At 71.7% G+C, this 19,486-nt stretch carries 20 protein-coding genes; 7 read left to right on the top strand and 13 right to left on the bottom strand.

Annotated elements, in window-relative coordinates; all coding sequences use genetic code 11:
- Positions 1-387: 387 nt before the first annotated feature.
- From ACH4SP_RS40695 to ACH4SP_RS40685, 3 genes are all read left to right on the top strand, one after another.
- Entirely contained in the window at positions 388-591 is a 204-nt protein-coding gene (locus ACH4SP_RS40695) for a cold-shock protein (RefSeq protein ID WP_005315736.1), read from the top strand.
- 348 nt (positions 592-939) lie between these two features.
- Positions 940-2,562 (top strand): chaperonin GroEL, encoded by a 1,623-nt coding sequence (gene groL, locus ACH4SP_RS40690; protein WP_345221576.1) that lies wholly within the window; start codon positions 940-942, stop codon positions 2,560-2,562.
- Between the two features lie 178 nt (positions 2,563-2,740).
- Entirely contained in the window at positions 2,741-4,162 is a 1,422-nt protein-coding gene (locus ACH4SP_RS40685) for an alanine/glycine:cation symporter family protein (protein WP_398423240.1), read from the top strand.
- A 143-nt stretch (positions 4,163-4,305) separates the two neighbouring features.
- On the opposite strand, the gene ACH4SP_RS40680 is transcribed toward ACH4SP_RS40685, so the two are convergent.
- The 3 genes from ACH4SP_RS40680 to ACH4SP_RS40670 are packed head-to-tail and all read right to left on the bottom strand — an operon-like array spanning position 4,306 to position 7,844.
- A complete protein-coding gene (locus ACH4SP_RS40680; protein WP_398423238.1) occupies positions 4,306-5,787 on the bottom strand; it encodes a PTS transporter subunit EIIC in 1,482 nt (493 codons plus the stop codon).
- Between the two features lie 46 nt (positions 5,788-5,833).
- Positions 5,834-6,805: an N-acetylmuramic acid 6-phosphate etherase gene (gene murQ, locus ACH4SP_RS40675; protein WP_398423236.1), complete on the bottom strand. Its 972-nt coding sequence runs from the start codon at positions 6,803-6,805 to the stop codon at positions 5,834-5,836.
- Positions 6,806-6,818: 13 nt separating this feature from the next.
- Entirely contained in the window at positions 6,819-7,844 is a 1,026-nt protein-coding gene (locus tag ACH4SP_RS40670; protein WP_398423235.1) for a MurR/RpiR family transcriptional regulator, read from the bottom strand.
- 111 nt (positions 7,845-7,955) lie between these two features.
- On the opposite strand from ACH4SP_RS40670, the gene ACH4SP_RS40665 reads away from it, so the two are divergent.
- From ACH4SP_RS40665 to ACH4SP_RS40655, 3 genes are all read left to right on the top strand, one after another.
- Positions 7,956-8,309 carry a hypothetical protein gene (locus ACH4SP_RS40665; RefSeq protein WP_398423233.1) on the top strand — a complete coding sequence of 118 codons (354 nt, stop codon included), beginning with the start codon at positions 7,956-7,958 and terminating at the stop codon, positions 8,307-8,309.
- Positions 8,306-8,578: a DUF4031 domain-containing protein gene (locus ACH4SP_RS40660; RefSeq protein ID WP_398423232.1), complete on the top strand. Its 273-nt coding sequence runs from the start codon at positions 8,306-8,308 to the stop codon at positions 8,576-8,578. Before ACH4SP_RS40665 ends, ACH4SP_RS40660 begins: the two co-directional genes overlap by 4 nt.
- A 137-nt stretch (positions 8,579-8,715) precedes the next feature.
- Entirely contained in the window at positions 8,716-9,699 is a 984-nt protein-coding gene (locus ACH4SP_RS40655) for an SDR family NAD(P)-dependent oxidoreductase (protein ID WP_398423230.1), read from the top strand.
- Between the two features lie 47 nt (positions 9,700-9,746).
- Here ACH4SP_RS40655 and ACH4SP_RS40650 read toward each other — a convergent pair whose 3' ends face one another.
- From ACH4SP_RS40650 to ACH4SP_RS40615, 8 genes are all read right to left on the bottom strand, one after another.
- Entirely contained in the window at positions 9,747-10,574 is an 828-nt protein-coding gene (locus ACH4SP_RS40650) for an ABC transporter permease (protein ID WP_398423228.1), read from the bottom strand.
- Positions 10,575-10,577: 3 nt separating this feature from the next.
- Positions 10,578-11,513 carry an ATP-binding cassette domain-containing protein gene (locus ACH4SP_RS40645; RefSeq protein WP_398423226.1) on the bottom strand — a complete coding sequence of 312 codons (936 nt, stop codon included), beginning with the start codon at positions 11,511-11,513 and terminating at the stop codon, positions 10,578-10,580.
- Positions 11,510-12,232, bottom strand: a complete 723-nt coding sequence (locus ACH4SP_RS40640) for an ABC transporter ATP-binding protein (protein ID WP_398423223.1) — start codon at positions 12,230-12,232, stop codon at positions 11,510-11,512. The genes ACH4SP_RS40645 and ACH4SP_RS40640 overlap by 4 nt, the downstream gene beginning before the upstream one ends.
- Positions 12,229-13,947 carry a hypothetical protein gene (locus tag ACH4SP_RS40635; RefSeq protein WP_398423222.1) on the bottom strand — a complete coding sequence of 573 codons (1,719 nt, stop codon included), beginning with the start codon at positions 13,945-13,947 and terminating at the stop codon, positions 12,229-12,231. Before ACH4SP_RS40635 ends, ACH4SP_RS40640 begins: the two co-directional genes overlap by 4 nt.
- A gap of 17 nt (positions 13,948-13,964) precedes the next feature.
- Positions 13,965-14,459 (bottom strand): hypothetical protein, encoded by a 495-nt coding sequence (locus ACH4SP_RS40630; protein WP_398423221.1) that lies wholly within the window; start codon positions 14,457-14,459, stop codon positions 13,965-13,967.
- Between the two features lie 76 nt (positions 14,460-14,535).
- Positions 14,536-15,279 (bottom strand): hypothetical protein, encoded by a 744-nt coding sequence (locus ACH4SP_RS40625; protein WP_398423219.1) that lies wholly within the window; start codon positions 15,277-15,279, stop codon positions 14,536-14,538.
- Positions 15,264-15,821, bottom strand: coding sequence for a stage II sporulation protein M (locus ACH4SP_RS40620; protein ID WP_398423218.1), 558 nt, complete (start codon positions 15,819-15,821; stop codon positions 15,264-15,266). Before ACH4SP_RS40620 ends, ACH4SP_RS40625 begins: the two co-directional genes overlap by 16 nt.
- A gap of 82 nt (positions 15,822-15,903) precedes the next feature.
- Positions 15,904-16,173 carry a hypothetical protein gene (locus tag ACH4SP_RS40615; protein ID WP_398423216.1) on the bottom strand — a complete coding sequence of 90 codons (270 nt, stop codon included), beginning with the start codon at positions 16,171-16,173 and terminating at the stop codon, positions 15,904-15,906.
- A gap of 385 nt (positions 16,174-16,558) precedes the next feature.
- Between ACH4SP_RS40615 and ACH4SP_RS40610 the strand changes: the two genes are divergently transcribed.
- On the top strand, positions 16,559-17,209 hold the full coding sequence (locus tag ACH4SP_RS40610; protein ID WP_398423214.1) for a LuxR C-terminal-related transcriptional regulator: 651 nt from the start codon (positions 16,559-16,561) through the stop codon (positions 17,207-17,209).
- 128 nt (positions 17,210-17,337) lie between these two features.
- On the opposite strand, the gene ACH4SP_RS40605 is transcribed toward ACH4SP_RS40610, so the two are convergent.
- Together ACH4SP_RS40605 and ACH4SP_RS40600 are read right to left on the bottom strand one after the other, a co-directional pair.
- The gene (locus ACH4SP_RS40605; RefSeq protein ID WP_398423212.1) at positions 17,338-18,042 is read right to left on the bottom strand and encodes a DUF4232 domain-containing protein; all 705 of its coding nucleotides are present in this window, start codon (positions 18,040-18,042) and stop codon (positions 17,338-17,340) included.
- 162 nt (positions 18,043-18,204) lie between these two features.
- Entirely contained in the window at positions 18,205-19,458 is a 1,254-nt protein-coding gene (locus ACH4SP_RS40600; protein ID WP_398423210.1) for a Cmx/CmrA family chloramphenicol efflux MFS transporter, read from the bottom strand.
- Between the last annotated feature and the right edge of the window lie 28 nt (positions 19,459-19,486).

Below are 19,486 nucleotides of genomic sequence, written 5' to 3'. Positions count from 1 at the left end.
AAGTTGCCCCCTCCGCTCACAAGCGGAGGGGGCAATTCTGCATGGTTGAAAGGGGTAGAGTAGGGGAAGGCCCGCTCTCCGCCTGTGCCCCGAGCATATGAGAACGAGAGAAGATGCGGCCCGCGCGTTCGAGCCTTTTGCCGCCGAAGCGCACACTATGTCCGGCCCGACTTGCCCCGGAATCAAGGCAGTTGACCGATCCGGCCGTTCAGGCGTACCCAGAATTCTCGTCCGATTGACCTGTTGCAGAGGGCAGTTGGGCGGATACATTCAGCCGCGGTCGACGCGCTTCGGCGCACACCTTCCGCGTTCCTGTCGGCGGGTGGGGTCTGACCCGGGGCCGCGAAGTGCGGTCCCGCGCAAGGGCCAGTAATAGGGGAGTTAGGCATGGCTCAGGGCACCGTCAAGTGGTTCAACGCGGAGAAGGGGTACGGCTTCATCGCGGTCGACGGTGGTGCGGATGTTTTCGTCCACTACAGCGCGATCCAGATGGACGGCTACCGCACCCTTGAAGAGGGTCAGCGAGTCGAATTCGAGATCTCGCAGGGCCAGAAGGGTCCGCAGGCGGACATGGTCAAGCTCGCCGTCTGAATCTCGGCGCGATCGGCCACCGACGCACTACTCAGCGACTCACGCACCAAGGGCTCGTATCCCCTCACAGGGGTACGGGCCCTTGCTGCGTCCGGCGTAGGACGTCCCGCATCCGGCGTACAGCGTGCTGCGCGCGCCAAGAACTGTGGTAGCCGCTTGCACTCGCAGGGGTCGAGTGCTAATCATTGGCGTTAGCACTCTCCCAGTGAGAGTGACAGAACTTGGACCAGGTTCGGTGAGGCCGAGCGGTGTCGGGGTAAGGAATCCCGGGCATTGCGAAGCCGTCCGTCGCGGGCATCGAACCCCCGGTCCGGAGAAATCCACCCCGTCCTGGGAGGACCACTTCACATGGCCAAGATCATCGCGTTCGACGAGGAGGCCCGGCGCGGCCTCGAGCGTGGCATGAACCAGCTCGCCGACGCCGTCAAGGTCACCCTTGGCCCCAAGGGCCGCAACGTCGTCCTTGAGAAGAAGTGGGGCGCCCCCACGATCACCAACGACGGTGTCTCCATCGCCAAGGAGATCGAGCTCGAAGACCCGTACGAGAAGATCGGCGCCGAGCTCGTCAAGGAGGTCGCGAAGAAGACGGACGACGTCGCCGGTGACGGTACGACCACCGCGACCGTCCTCGCGCAGGCGCTGGTCCGCGAGGGTCTGCGCAACGTCGCCGCGGGTGCCAACCCGATGGCCCTGAAGCGTGGCATCGAGAAGGCCGTCGAGGCCGTCTCCGCCGCCCTCCTGGAGCAGGCGAAGGATGTCGAGACCAAGGAGCAGATCGCTTCGACGGCCTCCATCTCCGCCGCCGACACTCAGATCGGCGAGCTCATCGCCGAGGCGATGGACAAGGTCGGCAAGGAAGGCGTCATCACGGTCGAGGAGTCGCAGACCTTCGGCCTGGAGCTTGAGCTCACCGAGGGCATGCGCTTCGACAAGGGCTACATCTCGGCGTACTTCGCGACCGACATGGAGCGCATGGAGTCGGCGCTGGACGACCCGTACATCCTGATCGTCAACAGCAAGATCGGCAACGTGAAGGACCTCCTTCCGCTGCTGGAGAAGGTCATGCAGTCCGGCAAGCCGCTGCTGATCATCGCCGAGGACGTCGAGGGCGAGGCGCTCTCCACCCTCGTCGTCAACAAGATCCGTGGCACGTTCAAGTCCGTCGCCGTCAAGGCCCCGGGCTTCGGCGACCGCCGCAAGGCCATGCTGAACGACATCGCCATCCTCACGGGCGGCACGGTCATCTCCGAGGAGGTCGGCCTCAAGCTGGAGAACGCCGGTCTCGACCTGCTCGGCCGCGCCCGCAAGGTCGTCATCACCAAGGACGAGACGACCATCGTCGACGGTGCCGGTGACAGCGAGCAGGTTGCCGGTCGCGTCAACCAGATCCGCGCCGAGATCGAGAACAGCGACTCGGACTACGACCGCGAGAAGCTCCAGGAGCGCCTGGCGAAGCTCGCGGGCGGCGTGGCCGTCATCAAGGCCGGTGCCGCGACGGAGGTTGAGCTCAAGGAGCGCAAGCACCGCATCGAGGACGCCGTTCGCAACGCGAAGGCCGCCGTCGAAGAGGGCATCGTCGCCGGTGGTGGCGTCGCCCTCCTCCAGGCCTCGGCCGTCTTCGAGAAGCTGGAGCTCACGGGCGACGAGGCGACCGGCGCCAACGCCGTGAAGCTCGCGCTGGAGGCCCCGCTCAAGCAGATCGCCGTCAACGGTGGTCTTGAGGGTGGCGTCGTCGTGGAGAAGGTCCGCAACCTGCCCATCGGTCACGGCCTGAACGCCGCCACCGGTGAGTACGTCGACATGATCGCCGAGGGCATCCTGGACCCGGCGAAGGTCACGCGCTCCGCCCTCCAGAACGCCGCGTCGATCGCCGCGCTGTTCCTCACCACCGAGGCCGTCATCGCCGACAAGCCCGAGAAGGCCGGCGCTGCCGCCCCGGGTGGCATGCCGGGCGGGGACATGGACTTCTAAGTCCTGCTCCCTCTGCATGACGCAGTAGGTACTGCTTGACGCAGTAGGTACGTCCACTGGGGCGGTACCCCTTCGGGGGTGCCGCCCCAGTGGCGTTTTACGGGTTTTACAGGTTTTGCGGGCGCGTTCGGATGTTTCAGTTGGATAAAGCGGACTATTCCTGCGCAAGCTGTGCCCCATGGCAAACCTGGACTCATACATCGTCGACATCAACGACGCTTTCTGGAGCTATCTGCTCATCCCGCTGGTGATCGGCGCCGGGCTCTATTTCACGGTCCGTTCGAGGGCCGTCCAGGTGCGGATGTTCCCCGAGATGATCCGGGTGCTCGGCGACAAGGCGCTGCCGGACGCGCAGGGCCGCAAGTCCGTCTCGTCGTTCGGTGCCTTCACCATCTCGGCGGCGGCGCGGGTCGGGACGGGGAACATCGCGGGCGTGGCCGCCGCGATCACGCTCGGCGGTCCTGGCGCGGTGTTCTGGATGTGGGTGATGGCGACGGTCGGTGCCGCGTCCGCGTTCGTGGAGTCGGCGCTGGCGCAGCTGTACAAGGTGCGCGACTACGACGGTACGTACCGGGGCGGGCCCGCCTACTACATGCAGCGCGGGCTCGGGAAGCGGTGGCTGGGCGTGCTGTTCGCGGTCACCATCACGGTGACCTTCGGGTTCGTGTTCAACGCGGTGCAGGCCAACACGATCGTCTCGGTCGTCGGCGGGTCCTTCGGCGGTGCGGCCTCCTGGCGGGAGCCGGTCATCGGGGTGGCGCTGGCGGTGCTGCTCGGTCTTGTGGTCTTCGGCGGCGTACGGCGCATCAGCAGCGTGACGCAGGTGCTGGTGCCGGTGATGGCGGTGCTGTACCTGTTCCTGGGCGTGGCCGTGGTCGTCCTCAACATCACTGATCTGCCGCGGGTGCTCGCGGACATCGTGGGCAGTGCCTTCGGCTTCCGGGAGGCCGCGGGCGGGGCGGTCGGCACCGCGATCCAGCAGGGCATCCGGCGCGGGATGTTCTCGAACGAGGCGGGACTGGGCTCGGCGCCCAACGCGGGCGCGGCGGCGGAGGTCTCGCACCCGGTCAAGCAGGGGCTGGTGCAGTCGCTGGGGGTCTTCTTCGACACGATCCTGATCTGCACCATGACCGCGTTCATTATCCTGACGACCAACCCGGAGCTGGCGGGGGCCAGGCAGGGCGCCGACCTCACGCAGAACGCGCTGACGTCGTCGCTGGGCGGCTGGGCCGGACACGTGCTGACGGTGGTCGTCTTCCTGCTCGCGTTCAGCTCGATGATGGGGAACTACTACTACGGGCAGTCCAACATCGAGTTCATCACCGGCGACGAGAAGAAGTGGGTGCTGCCCACCTACCGGGTGCTGGTGCTGGCGGTGGTGTTCCTCGGAGCGCTCGGGTCGGTGTCCATCGTGTGGAACCTCGCCGACATCTTCATGGGGTTCATGGCGCTGGTGAACATGGTGGCGATCATTCCGCTGTCGGGCATCGCGTTCCGGCTGCTTGAGGACTACCGGGCACAGCGCCGGATGGGGATCGACCCGGTGTTCGTACGGGACCGCTTGGAGGGGCTGCGGGACGTGGACTGCTGGGAGCGGTAGAGCCCCATAGGGGCGCGGGGCTCTGTTGGATGTGCGGCTCTGCCGCGTGGGCGCGACCAGCCACGACGCACCCGCACGTAACCATCAAAGGGGAGAGCGGTGCTCCCAAACAGGCGCACCGCTCTCGTTCGTACGGGTACGGGCTAGACCGCAACCGGCTCCTTGGGGGCGGCCGGGTCGGCAGCCGTGTCTGCGGCGGGCGTGTTCAGTTCCGCCAGCATCGTCTTCGTGAAGCCGAAGTAGTACGTGGCGGCGAAGCCGACGATGTAGCCGATGAGGAGGCCGCCCGCGTAGACGGCGATCGTCGTGCCGAGTCCGTGGTTACCCTGGAGGAGCGGGAAGAGGGCCCAGCCGGACGGGCCGATGGCCGTCGAGCCGACCTTGTCGCCGAGCATCGAGAAGAGCCCGACGAACGCGCCGCCCGCCGCGCCGCCGGCGCACGCCGTGATGAAGGGGCGGCCCAGCGGCAGCGAGACACCGTAGATGAGGGGCTCGCCGACGCCGAGGACGCCTGCCGGGAGGGCGGACTTGATGGTGTTGCGGATCGAGCGGTTGTTCTTGAGGCGGAGGAAGACGGCCGCCGCGCAGCCGACCTGGCCCGCGCCCGCCATCGCCAGGATCGGCAGGAGGACGGTGAAGCCCTGCTGCTCGATGAGGGTGGTGTGGATGGGGATGAGGGCCTGGTGCAGGCCGAGCATGACCAGGGGGAGGAAGAGGCCGCCGAGTACGAGGCCCGCGAAGGCGCCGGTGTTGTCGAGGAGCCAGTCCGCGCCCGTGCCGATGGCGGTGGAGATCTCACCGGCGACGAACATCAGGCCGAAGATGGTGACCAGCCCGGAGAGGAGGACGGTCAGGGTCGGGGTGACCAGGACGTCGAGGGATTCGGGGACCCAGCGACGGCACCACTTCTCGATGTAGACGGCGAGTACGGCCGCGCCGAGCGCGCCGAGCACACCGCCCTGGCCCGCGGCGAGGGTCTGGCCGAACGCGTCGATCTTCGCGACGCCGGGGAAGACGATGATCGCGGCGACGGCCCCGCCCAGGATGGGGGTGCCGCCGAACTCCTTCGCCGTGTTGAAGCCGACGAAGACCGCGATGAGCGCCATGAAGCCGGACGCGATGGCGGCGAGCGCCGGGGTGACGGTGGGGAGCCAACCCAGGTTGATCAGCAGGCCGTTGAGACCGGCGATGATGCCGCAGCCGATCAGGGCCGGGATCAGGGGTACGAAGATGTTGGCGATGCGGCGCAGGAACAGCTTGAACGGGGTGGCGTTCTTCGCCTTCCGGGCGGCCCGCATCGCCGCCCCCTCGGCGGCCAGCTCCTCGGCCGTCGTCGTGTGCGGGGCCTCGGACCTGCCCTCCTCGACGAGGGCCTCGAACTCCGGGGTGACCCGGGCGACCGTGCCGGGCCCGAGGACGATCTGGTACGTGTCGTCCTCGACCACGCCCATGACCGCGGGCAACGCCTTGAGCGCGTCGTCCTGGACGCGCGTACGGTCGCGCAGGCCCAGCCGGAGGCGGGTCATGCAGTGGACGACCGAAGTGACGTTGTCCGCGCCGCCGACGAGCGGAAGGATCGCGGCGGCGGTGGCGCGGTTCTTGTTCTCAGGGGTGTCGGTGCTCATGGTGCGTGGTGCCTTGCTGTGCGGGGGACGGTGTGCTGACGAAGCGTCAGGCGGTGTTCGTACAGACTGACTTGAGGGCCGCGCGGAGATGGCCGTGCGCTTCGTCGAGCAGGGCCGCGGCGGTGCTTTTGTCCACGTCTCCGAGGATGATCAGGATGGCGTTCTTGACCTCGCCGTCGGCGGCGGTGAGGGCGGCCTCGATCTCGGTGTCGTCGGCGCCGGTGGCGAGGGAGACGATGCGCCGGGAGCGGGCGCGCAGCTTCTCGTTGGAGGCGCGGACGTCCACCATCAGGTTCCCGTACGTCTTGCCGAGCCGGATCATGACGAGCGTCGAGATCATGTTGAGGACGAGCTTCTGGGCGGTCCCGGACTTCAACCGCGTTGACCCGGTGAGGAGTTCGGGTCCCACGACGACCTCGATGCCGTGCTCGGCGGCTGCGGCGAGGGCGCTGTCCGCGTTGCAGGAGAGGCCGACGGTGAGGGCGCCGAGAGTGCGGGCGTGCTCGACGGCGCCGATGGCGTACGGGGTGCGGCCGGAGGCGGAGATGCCGATGACGCTGTCGTCGGCCGTCAGCCCGAGCGTGTCGAGGTCATCGGCGGCCAGCTCCTTGCTGTCCTCGGCGCCCTCCACCGCCGTGACCATGGCGGAGGGGCCGCCCGCGATGAGGCCGACGACCTCGCCCGGGTCGGTGTTGAAGGTGGGCGGGCACTCGGAGGCGTCGAGCACGCCGAGGCGCCCGGCGGTCCCGGCGCCGGCGTAGACCAGCCGCCCGCCGCGCGCCATGCGCTCGGCGATCCCGTCGATGGCGGCGGCGATCTGCGGCAGCTGCGCGGCGACGGCCGCCGGAACGGTCGCGTCCTCGCTGTTCATCAGGGCGGCCAGCTCGGGGGTGGACAGCTGGTCGATCTCGGCGAGCTCGGGCCGGAACGCCTCGGTGGTGAGGGTGTCGAGCTGGGCGCGCAGCTCGCCGTAGGGGGAGCTGCCTTCGGTGTGGGTGTCGGTGGGGGTGCTGGTCATGGGGGAGGGGTCCTTATCGGGCGGTGCGGGGGTCGTGGCGGTGGGCGAGTGCCTCGTACGAGGCGGCGAGTGCGGGGCCCGCCGTGTCGTACGTACGCTGGGCAACTCCCACGAACAGGCAGTCCACGACGAGGAGTTGACTGGTCCGGCTCGACATGGCGGCCGGTCGCAGCTCGCTCTCGCGGGCGGTGGAGGTGGTGAGGACGTGGTCGGCGTACTGGGCGACGGGCCCGCCGGGGCGGCCGGTGACGGCCAGCGTCGTCGCGCCGTGCTCGAAGGCGACCCGCAGCGGCTCGATGGTGTCGCCGGTCGAACCGGAGTGGGTGATGGCGATGGCGACGTCACCGGCGCGCAGCAGTACGGCATTGGTCACGGCCAGGTGCGGGTCGCTGTGCGCGTGGGCGAAAAGACCGATCCTCAGGAGCTTCTGCGCGAGGTCCATGCCGACGAGGGCGGAGGCGCCTGCGCCGTAGATCTCGATGCGCCGGGCCTGTGCCAACGCGTTGACGGCGGCGCCGAGTTGGACCGTGTCCAGCCCTGCGGCGGTGTCGGCGAGGGTCTGCTGCTCGTCGTGCGCGAGCTTGGCGACGACGTCGGCGATCGGGTCGTCGACGGCGATGTCGGCGGTGACGGCGGGTGCGCGCCCGGACTGCTGGTGGGCGGCGAGACCGGCGAGGGCGAGGCGGAGGTCGCGGTAGCCGGGGTAGCCGAGGAGGCGCGAGGTCCGTACGACGGTGGCCTCGCTGGTCCCGGTCAGCTCGGCGAGCCCGGTGACGGTGAGCGCGGCACACCCGGCGGGATCGCTCGCCACGGCCTCGGCGACGCGCTGCATGGAGCGGGTCATGGAGGGGGCGAGGGTACGGACCTTGGCGGCGAGGGCGGCCGGGGCGGGAGGGGTGGCCTGCGCGGTGGCCTGTGCGGTGGCTCCGCCGTGGTCGCCGGATCCGCCGGGCCCCGTGGCCCCGGCGGATCCGGCAGGTCCTGCCGTGCCGGTGGAACTGGTGGAACGTGTGGAACTTTTCTTCAGTGGATCGCTCACATCTGAAAGATATTTTCAGGGCGGGGGTTCGTCAACGGTCCGGAGGTCCTGAGAGCGGTGGGACTTCGGTCACCTTTCACTCCGCGTTCCACTCCGCGCGACAATTGCCCCATGGACCCCCTCGAACAGTCCCTGCACACCGCGCGCGCCCTCGTCATGGCCGACCTCGCCGCCCGTGACGTCGCCGACGCGGACGTGGTGTCCCTCGTCGAGGACGCGGTGACCCACCGCCGCTGGTGGGTCGAGCAGTGGCCCGAGGGGGCCGCGTTCGTCGCGGGCCTGGTCGCCCAGGACGTACAGGACGCCCTCCTGGAGAAGTACGGCCGCTGGCCCCTGTGCCCCGTCTGTCACGACGGTGACCCGCACGCGCTGGAGGTCGAACCGGATCTCGGCCCCGATCCCCACTGGGTCTGCACCAAGGCCGTCGTCGCGGTCGCCCCGGTCGGAAGGCTGCCGTCCGCATGACGATCTACATAGACCCGCCGACCTGGCCCGGCCACGGCCGCCTCTGGTCCCACCTGGTCAGCGACGTGTCGTACGACGAACTCCACGCCTTCGCCGCCGGCATCGGCTGCCCGCCCCGCGCCTTCGAGCGCGACCACTACGACGTGCCGGAGGGGCGGTACACGGACGCCGTCGCGGCGGGCGCGGTGGAGATCGGCAGCAAGGAACTGGTGCGGCGGATCACGGCGGCGGGGCTGCGCAGGAGGAAGCACGGGTACGACGGCGAGTGACGCCGTGCTTGTCCGACGCCGAGCCTGTCCGACGCCGTGTCTGTCCGACGCCGTGTCTGTCCGACGCCGTGCCTGTCGGTGGACGCCTGTCGGTGATCGATGGGTGATCTGTCGGTGGGCGCTGGCACCTTGGCCGTATGCCATCACCCAGAACCTCCGGATCTTCCCGAGCCGCCACCCCGCCCTGGGACGTCCACCGGCTGCCGCGTGCCGACGGGAGCGTCTTCCTGGTCACCGGCGGCAACGCGGGCATCGGGTACTTCGTCGCGGAGCAGCTGTCCGCGACCGGAGCCACTGTCGTACTGGCCGGCCGGAATCCCGCGAAGGCCGAAGCCGCCCGGTCCTCGATCCGTTCGCACGTACCCGGCGCGCGGGTACTGGCCGTACGGCTGGACCTCGCCGACCTCGCCTCGCTCGGACCGGCGGTGCGGTCGCTGGAAGCGGACCTGGGGGTGGAGCGCCTCGACGCGGTGGTCCTCAACGCCGGGGTCGCGCTCGACGACCCGCCGCGCGAGGAGACAGCGGACGGCCACGAGTTCATGTTCGGCACGAACCACCTGGGGCACTTCGCGCTGACCGGGCGGCTGATGCCGCTGCTGTCGGCCGCACCGGCGGCCCGCATCGTGACCACGGGCAGCTTCGCGGCGAAGTCCGAGCGGCTCGACCTGGACGACCTGCAGTCCCGGCACGACTACCGGCCCAAGCGCACCTACGGACGCTCCAAGCTGGCCCAGATGTACTTCGGTCTGGAACTCGACCGACGGCTGCGGGCCGCCCGCAGCACGGTGGCGAGCGTGGTGGTCCATCCCGGCGGCGCACTGGACCCGCTCACCCCGTCCCGCCCGCCGGTCCACGTGCGGACCACCGGCGCGCGGCTTCGTGCGGCACCGGCCGCCCTCCTCGTCCAGGGCAAGCACGCCGGTGCCAGGCCCGCCGTCCGGGCGGTGCTCGACCCGGGCGTGCGCGGCGGACAGCTGTGGGGCCCGCGCGTCTTCGGCCTGCGCGGCAGGCCCCGGCGCGAACCGGTGTGGAACCACCTCGCCGACACCTCGGTCGCGGCACGGCTGTGGGACGCGAGCGAGGACCTGACCGGCACCGACTTCCGTACGGTCACCGGCTAGGCCCCGCCTGCCGCCTGCCGCCTGCTGCCTGCCGCCCTGCCGTCCGGTCAGCCGGCGTCCCTGCGGCACAGCGCGACGGCGCCCGCCCCCAGCGCCGCCGCCGTCCACAGCACCAGCACGCCGAGACCGCTCCACGGCCCGAGCACTCCCGGCTGCTGCACCACCTGGGCGATCCGGATGCCCGCCGAGTCCGGGAAGAACTCCGCGACCTTGCCGGTCGTGGACAGCGCGCCCAGGATCGGCGAGACCAGGAAGAAGAACGGCACCAGCAGGCCGAGCGAGAGCAGCGCGGAGCGCAGTGCGGTCGCGGCGCCCAGCGCGAACACCGCCAGCAGCGCCATGTACAGGCCCGCCCCTGCCACGGCCCGCAGCACCCCGGGCGCGCCGATCGAGCTGCCGTACGGGCCGAGGACGGCCTGGCCCAGGAAGAACGACGCGAACGCGGTCACCTCGCCCACCACCAGTGCGAGTCCGCCCACGACGGCCGCCTTGCAGCCGAGCAGCAGACCACGGCGCGGAACGGCCTGGAGCGAGGTGCCGAGTGCGCCGTTCGCGTACTCGCCGGACACCGCGAGCACCCCGAACACCACCATGGCCAGCTGGCCCAGCACCATTCCCGCGAAGCTGGTGAACACCGGGTCGGCGCCGGGGTCGTCCCCCGGCGCGATCCGGCCCGACGCGTGCCGGGAGAGCAGGGAGAAGCACCCGGCGAGTACGACCGTCACCGCGAAGGCGCCGAGCAGCGTCCAGGCGGTGGAGCGGACGGTACGGAGCTTGGTGAACTCCGCGAGCAGAACGGCGGGCACCTTGCGCCGGGCCACGGGGGTGAACCGGGCCTGCCGCTGGACCGGCACGGGTCTTGTCTCGACCGACATCGTTCAGGCTCCGTCCGTCGGGTACCGGCCGGTGAGGGCCCGGTACTCGCCATGGTTCGAGGTCATGCTCAAGTAGGCGTCCTCCAGGGACGCCCGGCGGGTGCGCAGCTCGTGCAGCGCCACCCCCGCCCCGGCCGCCAGGTCGCCGACCGTCGCGGCCCGCGCCCCGTGCACCTCGAAGGCGCCCGGCGTGTCCGCGACCTCCTCGTGGGCGATCCCGGCCCGGTCCAGCAGGGCGGAGAGGTCAGCGGGCCGCGGTGTCGTGACCCGTACCGTCCCGACCGACGACCGTTCGACGAACTCCGCCATCGGCAGGTCGGCGAGCAGCCTTCCCTTGCCGATGACGACCAAGTGGTCGGCGGACAGGGCCACTTCACTCATCAGGTGACTGGAGATCAGGACGGTACGGCCTTCCGCCGCCAGCCCGCGCAGAAGGTGCCGGATCCAGTGGATGCCCTCGGGGTCGAGCCCGTTGACCGGCTCGTCGAGCACCAGCACCGACGGATCGCCGAGCAGCGCGCCGGCGATGCCCAGGCGCTGGCGCATCCCCAGCGAGAAGCCCTTGAGCCTGCGCCCCGCGACGGCGTCCAGCCCGACCAGGCCGAGGACCTCGTCCACCCGGCGGGCGGGTATGCGGTTGCTCTGCGCGAGGTGCAGCAGGTTGTCGCGGGCGGTGCGCCCGCCGTGCACCGCCCCCGCGTCGAGCAGGGCGCCGACCTCGCGCAGGGGGTCGGGGAAGTCGGCACAGCGCCGGCCCGCGACCGTGGCCGTGCCGGACGTCGGGCGGTCCAGGCCGAGGATCATGCGCATGGTGGTGGACTTGCCCGCGCCGTTGGGGCCGAGGAAGCCGGTGACGGCGCCCGGCCGGATGTCGCAGGTGAGTGAGTCCACCGCGGTCAGGGCCTGGTGGCGCTTGGTGAGGGAGCGGAGCTGAATCACCGGCCCTGGGCCTCCTGTTCGTGTTCGGTGCGCGGTGACGGCACCCGGTCCGTGTCTGCTGTTTTGTCGTCCCGTACCCGGTCCGTGCCTGCTGATCCGGCGTCCCGTATCCGGCCCGCGTCGAGGACGACGTGCCGGTCGGCGAGCCCGGCCACGCGGGCCCGCTCGTGGCTGCAGACGACCACGGTGCGGCCCTCGTCGCGCCACTCGCCCAGGAGCAGGGCGAGTTCGTCGGCGGCCTCCGGGTCGAGCGCGTTGAACGGCTCGTCCAGCAGCACCACGTGCGGCCGGTGCAGGGTGGCAGCCGCCAGGCCGACCTTCTTGCGGGTCCCGAGGGAGAGGTCGCGGACCAGGGTCTCGGACCACCGCGCGGCGCCGAACCTGTCGAGGCCGTCCAGGGACTCCCGCACCGGTGTGCGCCAGAGCCGCGCCACCAGGGCCAGGTGTTCGCGCACGGTCAGGTACTCGTACAGCGGCGGCTGGTCCTGTACGAAGCCGAGCAGCGCGCGGGCCGCCCGGTCCTGCGGGTCGTGCCCGCCGACGGTGACCCGGCCGTCCGACGGCGGTGTCAGTCCGGCGACGACGCGCAGCAGTGTGCTCTTGCCCGCCCCGTTCGCCCCGCTGAGCAGGGCGAGCCGGCCGGCCGCCACCTCCAGGGCGAGCCGGTCGAGGACGGTGTCGGCACCGAACCGTACGGTCAGGTTCTCGATCCGGATCATGGCCGTACCTTTCGCAGCAGTCCGTCGTGACGGCGCAGTGCCCACGCTCCCGCGGCCAGGGCCGCCAGGGTGAGCAGTGCGGGAAGCGCGCGTGCCAGCGCGGGACCGGTGCCCGGTCCTTCGGGGAGCAGGGGGAGGGAAGCCGTCGCCGGGAGCATCAGGATCGCCGCCAGCACGGCCTGGACGAGGGGGGCCGCAGGGGAGCGGGTGAGGCGGCCGTGTCCGGGGGCCTCGGCCGGGGGCATCACCAGTGCCGTGACGATCACCGCCGCGGCCGCTGCGGCCGCGGCCGCGGCACCGATCGCCGCCAGCGGCAGCAGTTGCGGCCCGAGACCGACGGCGAGCAGCGCCCAGCCCGCCGCGGCGGGGGCGGCGACCACGGCGACGGCGAGCGCGAACCCGGCCGCCTTGCCCGCGAGCAGCGCACCGAGTGGAAGCGGGGACATCCGCAGCAGGTCCCAGGAACGCCGCTCGGCCTCGATGCCGAAGATCTGCACCGCCTCGTCGGCGGCCAGCAGCAGGACGGTCACCAGGACACCGGCGGACGCGGGGAGCGGAATCGCGAGTGCCGCCCGCCCGTCGGCGGTGAGGGCGTGCGCGACACCGGCGGCGAGCACGGCCGTACCGGCCAGCAGGACGAACCGCAGCCCGGCGACGGCGGTCCGCGGCGCACGGAGCGCACCGCGGACGTCCTTGGCGACCAGCAGCCGGACGACCTCTCGCAGGCCGGGCCGTCCGACGGGGACGGCGTGCCCGGCGGCGCCGTGCCCGGCGACGGCCGGGCCGTTCCCCCGTACCGCCTTGTCGGTGTCGTGCTCGTCGGTGTCGTGCGGTGCGCCGGTGCCGTGCTGTGTTCGCAGCCGGATCGCGGGCGCCGTCTCCTCCCGCATGACCCGGTGCCCGGCCGCGTGGCGCAGGGCCGCGCAGCCGAGGGCGGCGAGCAGGGCGGCGAGCGTCACCGCCGCCAGGGCCGGCCCGCCGGGTCCCTGCCGGAGCAGGGTGTCCCACCAGTCGGGGCGGGACCCCGCCAGCGTGTCGCCGAGCGCACGGGGCAGCGTCTCGGTGAGCGGGCCCCTGGCCCGCAGCCCCTGGGCCAGCGGTGCGGCGGCCCAGCCCAGGACGGCCCCCGCCACGGCCACCCACACGAACGTGTGCAGCCGGGCGCCGCGGGCGGGCGCCACGGCGACGAGTCCTTCCGCGCACAGCCGTGCCGCCGTGCCCACCAGCACTGCGCCCCACCCGACGGCCAGCACGAGCGGCAGCAGCGCCCGCCCGGCCGCGGTGGCGCCGAGCCAGGTGCACAGGAAGGCCGCGAGGGCGGCGGCGAACCCGGCAGCGGGTGCGAAGGTCGGCAACACCAGGCGTACGGCGAGGAGTTGACCGGGCGTCACCGGCAGCGTACGGAGTACGGGAAGGTCGGCCGGGTGGACGACCTGCCGGACGAGTCCGGGGCGTGCGGCGAGCGCGAGTGCGGCGGTCGCCAGGACGGCGGGCAGCCAGGAGTGGCGGGCCACCGCAGGGACCAGGTCCGCTACTGCCGGTTCCACCGGTGCGAAGTGCGCGGTCAGCGCTCCCGCGCCGAGCGCGACGCCCAGTGCGGCCAGCACTCCCAGCGCGTAGAAGCCCAGTACCGCGCCGACGGCCCAGCGGGGCGCGGCCCGCCCCTGGAGCAGATTGATCTTGCGCCGGGCGTCGGCCAGTGCGAGGGCGAGCACGGCACGGGCACCTCGGGTCACCGGCTCCGCCCGGGGACGACGGCGGTCGCGACGGTCAGCACGGTGGTGGCCAGGAACAGCCCCGCCAGGACCTGGAGCGGCCCGGTCGAGGGGAACAGCAGACCCGCGAGCCCGAGCACAGGACCGGCGAGGCCCGCGACGCCGATCAGTACGTACTGCCCGACCCGTACGAGTGCGACGGCCGCCGTCAGGAGCAGCAGCACCGCGGGGAAGGCGAACCATCCGTACTGCAGGGCGTCCTGGGCGTTGATCACGAAGTCCTGGTTGTTCTCGGCCACCCGCCCCGACAGCCGGACCGCGTCGTGCACCTGGTCGGCGGACCGCCCGTAGACGGAGGCCCGGGTCCAGGCCAGGGCCGTGGTTAGCAGGGCCGCCACGATCAGGATCCGCTGCCGTTTGCCCAGAGTCGCCATTCGGCGGGGAGCGCCCTTCCTGCCGCTCGCGGAGGCCGAACCGGAGCGGCCCTTCGGGGTGTTGTGGCGTGAGTTCATACCGGCGACTTTCGTGGAACGGGGGGTGTGCTGGTCACAGTGTTCCGGTGACTTCCATCGACCGGGGGCGTACTGGTCACAGCACTGCTTGCAGGAGCCCGAGGGCCGCGACCGGCAGCACCGCGGCCGTCCCCAGCCGGGCCGCCCCGAGCCCGGGGTGCGCGCGCCGGATCGTGAGGGCGAGAGCTCCGGCGGCGAGGAGCAGGCTCGGGTCCGGTGCGGAGAGCCCTTCCAGCAGGGCGTGCAGGTTCACATCGGCCGTGGTGAGGACGAGGAAGGCGGCGGTGCGCAGGGCCAGGTAGCCGGCCAGGACAGTGCCGACGAGCTGCCGCAGCGGCCTGAAGTCCGCCCGTGCGCCGAACTGTCGGCAGATGACGGCGCCGAGCGCGCCCAGGGCGAGGACCAGGGCGAGGTAGGCGAGGACGTTGAAGAAGGAACTCGCAGCCCAGGCCGACCAGGTGGCGAGGCTCAGTTCGCCGGGCGTCGCGTCGGGCAGCTTCTTGGCGGCCTCGGTGCGGAAGACGTCGGTGAACCGGCTCATGGTCGCGCCCATCAGCAGGCACATCGCGAGCAGCGCCAGGAACTGAGCCTTCCGGCTGCCGCCGCGGGCCGACGGAGCCGGGGGCTGCAGGGTCTCCGAGGTCTCCGGGGTCTCCGAGGTCTCCGAGGTCTGCAGGGTCTGCAGGGTCTCCGGAGCCCTTGAGGTTTTCGGGTCGGCGGGCACGGGCGCCGTTCCCCACGGGCCGGGGGACGGAGCGGTGACCTGCGCGGACGGGGTGGCGGCCTGCGCGGTGGAGCGGTTCATCACGTGCTTACCCAAGTCTCTATCGTCGCGGCGATGAGGAGGAGGAAGAGCGAACAGCCGAGCAGCGCAACGGAGTCGACGAGCATGTCCCGTACGCGCGGCCGCTTGTGCGCCCGGCCGGCCAGGACACGGATCCCGGCCGCCAGCGGTACCAGCCCGGCGCCGACGGCGACCGCGATCGCGGGCATTTCCACCACGGCGTGCGGGAGGATGTGCCGCACCATCACGGCGGAGCCGCCCAGGGCCGTCGCCTGAGCGAGCCCGAGGCCGGTCAGCATCCCGGAGACCAGGCTGAAGAGTGCGGTGACCAGCCCGAACGTGATGACGCCCGCAAAGGCGAGGAGCGCCACGCTCGCGTTGGCGCTGAAGATCGACCACCACAGCCCGGCACCTGGCTCCGCCGGTGTCCGCACCACCGTGCCCCGCATCTCCCCACCGGCGAACCAGCCGGTGAGCAGGGCGCCGAACCAGCACAGCGCACCGAGTGCGAGTGCGGCCCGCTGTCTGTGCAGCAGTGCGAGGACCGCGGGCAGGGCGGGGGGACGGAGTGCGTTCATGCGGCAGGCCTCGGTTCCGGTCGGCGGGGGCCGCGGGACGTCCCGCGGGGCGGTTCGTGCCGCGGCCCCCGCCGCACATGGGTTACTTGACGATGGCCTGGCGGCCGACGGCCTTGCGCAGCAGCCACAGGGCCCAGCCGCCCGCGGCGGTCACGCCGCCGAAGACGGACAGGGCGGTGGCCACGTCCATGCCGGCCATGATGGCGGCGGCGGCACCGGTGGCCTGGGCCGAGGTGAAGCCGAACCACGCGGTCAGGACCGACGGGGCGACGACACCGAGCAGCATCAGGGCGCTGCCCGCGAGAGCGACACCGGCACCGGCGACGGCGGCACGGCTGTAGGACTTCTTCATGACAACCTCCATGGGGCCGCTGACGGGCCCACTGGTTCGGGGACTAGGCTCGATTTCCCCCTTCGCGGGGGAGGGCTCCCGCCCCGATTCGAGCGGGGCGGGAGCCGAGATCGGAATGATCTTGTTCGAGCGCGGTTGCCAGCGTGCCAGCCGCAGCCGCCGCCGAGTACCCCGCACTTCGCACCCCGTCGTACGTACTCCGCCGATCGAAGGGGGTCGGATCACGCCCTTCTCGGATCGAATCGGCCCATCTCAGGAGCTACCATCACCGTCGAGTGGATCAAGAACTGACCAAGCGACCGGATCGCAGTCCACAGAGGTGACTGACCATCACTTCACAGGCTGTGGCGCACCGTTCGGTCGCGGTTCCGAGGGGGAATCAGCCGTGATAGGCGTACTGATCATTGACGACGACGAGTCGGCGGGAAGAGAACTGGAGTCGCTGCTCACCCGCGAGGGCGCGCCGGACATGGCGGTCCGCGCGGTGCTGACCAGTGCGGAGGTGCCGGGCGCGCTCGCCGCCGTGGACGCCGGGCTGGCGCTGATCGGCCGGATCGACGGGCCCGCGGGGCGGCACGAGATGCTCCTCTCGGCGGCGCTGGCCCGCCCCGAGCCCCTGACCCTGGCCGGATACGGGGGCTTCGGCAGCTGCGCGTCGGCCGCCGGGTACACGCGGTACCTGAACGGGATCCTGCCCGCGTCGCTCACCGGCCCCGAACTCGTGCACGTGGTGCGCCTGTTGGCGAGCGGGCTGAAGGTGTGGGCCACCATGCCGGACCGGGCGGTGCGCCTCGGCTACCTCACTCCGCGCGAGCGGGACGTGCTGACGCTGCTCAGCGACGGTCTGAGCAACGACCAGATCGCGGGCCGGCTCGCGCTGCACGTCGGCACGGTGAAGGACCACATCAGCTCGGTCTACATGAAGTGCGGGGTGACCAACCGGGTCGAGGCGACGCTGTTTGCCCACGGGCTGAACGTGCCGTCCTCGGGGGCCAGGCGGGTCGGGGTCGCCGCCGCGCGCCCGCAGTACGCCTGAGGGGTACGTCAGCAGCCCCGTCCGGGCCTCGCAGGACCTGGTCCCAGGCCCGCCGGACCCGGTCCGAGGCCCGCCGGACCGCACCCGGGGTCCGGCGGGGCGCACCCGGGGTCCGGCGGGCCGCTCGGCTACTCGCCCCTGACCGGGCCCACGTACGTACCGGGGTGCGTGGCGGCGTCCTGGAGCAGGACGGGCTTCTTGTGCGGCCACGGCACGTCCTTGGACTCCGTCTCGCCGGGCGGAGTGATGGTGATCGTGGCGGCCTTGAACTCGTTCTGCTTGGAGTTGCCCTCCGCCGTGTACGGCAGGTACGTGATCTTGAAGTAGACGTCGCCGCCCGGGTCCAGGGTGAGGGCCTTGGGCTTCTCGGACGTCTGGCGGGCCAGCGACCACGTGTCGCCGGGGGCGCTCATCAGGTCGACGCCCGGGTAGCCGTTGAGGGAGCAGGGGGCGGTGCCCTTGTTGGTGAGGGTGATCGTGACGTGGCCCGCGCCGTCGGTCCCCTGGGGCTCGCCGCCGGGATCGACCGCGAAGCCCAGCGCGGCTGTCTTGCACTTCGCGGCGGCGGCGATGCCTCCGCCGCCGGTGGAGCCGCCGGTGGAGCCGCCGGTCGAGGCGGATCCACCGGACGCCTTGGACGGCTCGGGGGCGGGCGAGTCTCCCGAGCCGTCGCCGCCGCTGCTGCCGGAGCCCACCGAGGAGGCGGCTGCCGGAGCGCTCGGGGCGGCTGTCCCCGCCCCGGTACCTCCCGTACCGGAATCGTCGTTGCAGGCGGTCAGGCCGAGGCCTGCGGCAAGGATGGCGGCGGCGAGTGGCAGGGAGCGCAGGCGCATGGAGTGTCCCCCGGGGGTGGGTGTGACGTGTGGGTCTTCAGTGGTCGTACGTGTTCTACGTGTTCTACGTGTCGTACGTGAAGACACCGTTGGACCGGGGCCGGTTGCGGTGTACATGTAAATGAGTGGTGACCGATCGGGGGAGACCCCGGGGCACCGCCGCTACCGGTTGGAGCCGACGCCCTCCACGGCGGCGCCCGTCGGCGCGGACACGTTCCCGTTCCCCTTCACGGTGCCCGCCGAGCCCGCCACCAGCAGGGAGCGCTCCGTGTCCGAGCGCTGCCAGCGCAGGGACAGGAGTACGAGGCCCACCGCGACCACCGTCATCGCGCCGCCCGCCCACGCCGTGGCGGAGAAGCCCCACCCGGCGTCGATGACCGAGCCGCCGAGGGCCGGGCCGCCCGTGTTGCCGAGGTTGAAGGAGGCGGTGGTGGTCGCGCCCGCGAGGGTCGGGGCCGCGCCCGCCACGTTGAACATCCGGGCGTTGAGCGCCGGGGCAGTGAAGAAGGCCGAGAAGCCGAGGGCGAAGGAGAGGGTGACCGCGACGGCCGCGGTCCCGCCGAAGAGCGCCAGGGCCGCCAGCAGCACCGTGGAGGTGCTGATCCCGCCGAACAGCACCCCGAACGGCCGCGCGTCCGCGATCATGCCGCCCACGGTCGTCCCGACGAGCGCCCCGACCCCGAACAGGCCGAGCACCCACGGCACCCACTTCGCGTCCAGTCCTGCGACGTCCGTCAGCAGCGGCGACAGATAGCTGAAGGCGCAGAAGACGCCACCGGCGGCGAGGGCGGTGATGGCGATCCCGATCAGCACCTGGCGGTCCCGGTAGATCCCCAGTTCCCGCTTCAGCTGCGGCTTCTCATCGGGCAGCGGGATACGGGGGATGAGGGTGACCACGCCCACCAGGGCGACCGCGGAGGCGGCGCCGACGGCCCAGAAGGCGGAGCGCCAGCCGAGGCTCTCGCCCAGGAAGGCCCCGGCCGGGACGCCGAGCACGTTGGCGATGCTGAGTCCGCCGATCATCACGGCCATCGCCTTGGCCCGCGAGCCCACGTCCACCATGGCGATCGCGACGGCCGCCCCGACCGCCCAGAACCCGGCGCACGCGAAGGCGCTCACCACGCGGGAGGCGAACAGCAGCTCGTACGTCGGGGCCAGCGCGCCCGCCACCTGCCCGACCCCGAAGACGCTGATCAGCGCGATGAGCGTGGTACGGCGCGGCAGTCGCAGGGTCGCCACCGCCAGCAGCGGCGCCCCGATCACCATCCCGATCGCGAAGGCGGATATCAGCAGCCCCGCCTGCGGAATGGACACGTCCATGTCCCGCGCGATCGGCGGCAACAGCCCCGACAGCATGAACTCGCTCGTCCCGAGTGCGAAGACGGAGAGGCCGAGCATGTAGACGGCGAGGGGCATACGGGCGCGGGCGCGGGCGCGTGGAGGC

Origin of the sequence: Streptomyces sp. NPDC021093 (assembly GCF_044333135.1) — a bacterium.
In the GTDB taxonomy this organism is placed as follows: Bacteria; Actinomycetota; Actinomycetes; order Streptomycetales; family Streptomycetaceae; genus Streptomyces.
This window is presented reverse-complemented; position numbering and strand designations above follow the sequence as displayed.